Source organism: Cellulophaga sp. F20128, from assembly GCF_023015805.1.
Lineage (GTDB): Bacteria > Bacteroidota > Bacteroidia > Flavobacteriales > Flavobacteriaceae > Cellulophaga.
On record NZ_JALKBA010000057.1, the window covers coordinates 1 to 946 of the forward strand.

1 protein-coding gene is annotated in these 946 nt (G+C 32.8%); it reads right to left on the reverse strand.

The genetic code is table 11. The features are described from left to right. Window positions 1–68 precede the first annotated feature (68 nt). On the reverse strand, window positions 69–946 hold an 878-nt coding region (locus MWU65_RS17450; protein ID WP_247079960.1), incomplete at its 5' end, for a toprim domain-containing protein.

Sequence of the window (946 nt, forward strand, 5' to 3'; positions counted from 1 at the left end):
TATCCGATTGATGTAGTACATCTATAGGAATCTTTACATACTGCTTCTTTTCATCTGTTGATTTAAAATCAAATTTCTTTTCTTTTTTCATAACATAAAAAGTCGTTTAAGTCTTCGTGATATTTATAGGTATCACTGCGGTCAATGATATGCTTGTGATTTTTTTTCAAATACAGAGTAGCTTTTTGACCTGCTAAATCATTATCCAAATAGAGGTGTATACATTCGTATTTGGCAAAATGAATTTCAACATCTTTTATAAAAGCTATGGAGTTTAAAACAATGATGTCTGAAACTTTTAATTCCCTTGGCTTTAAAGTGGCCAGTGATAATAAATCAAACAAACCTTCTAAAATGATCAATTGCTTATTATGGTTGTGGATATAGGTAAAGGATTTGGGGCTACTACTATTTTTAAAAATCTTATTCCGGAATTCCCAACCGCTTTTTTCGTTCTGTAATCCAATAGCAAAATATTGACTGTACTTGTTGGTGTACCATACTTCTTTGCAATAGCTATTGGCAACGGATATAGTAATACCTCTAGCACTTAAATATTGAATCAAAGCAGGGTGCGTTATATTTTGAACTTTACTGATATTAATTTCAGTTTCTGTACTGCAAAAAATCTGCGGCTGTTGAAAAGGAAAATAAGACACATCCCCATTTATAAATTCTAGCGTTTCTGATATGGTACATTTTAAAACCATACTTACTAAATCAATCACATTACCGCCGATACCTTCGCCATGATCGTACCATCGATTCTTGGTTTTAGAAACTTTAAAAGAGGCTTGTGTTTCTGACCTAAAAGGACTTAGAAACCAAGCTTCTTTTTCCGATGTCTTTTGGGGAAAGTGCCCTAGTTTTTCCAGTGCTTTCTCCACTGAAAAATTACGGGCTGTTTCACAATTTATTTTTCTTTTCATAAGCCAATGTGTTTTTA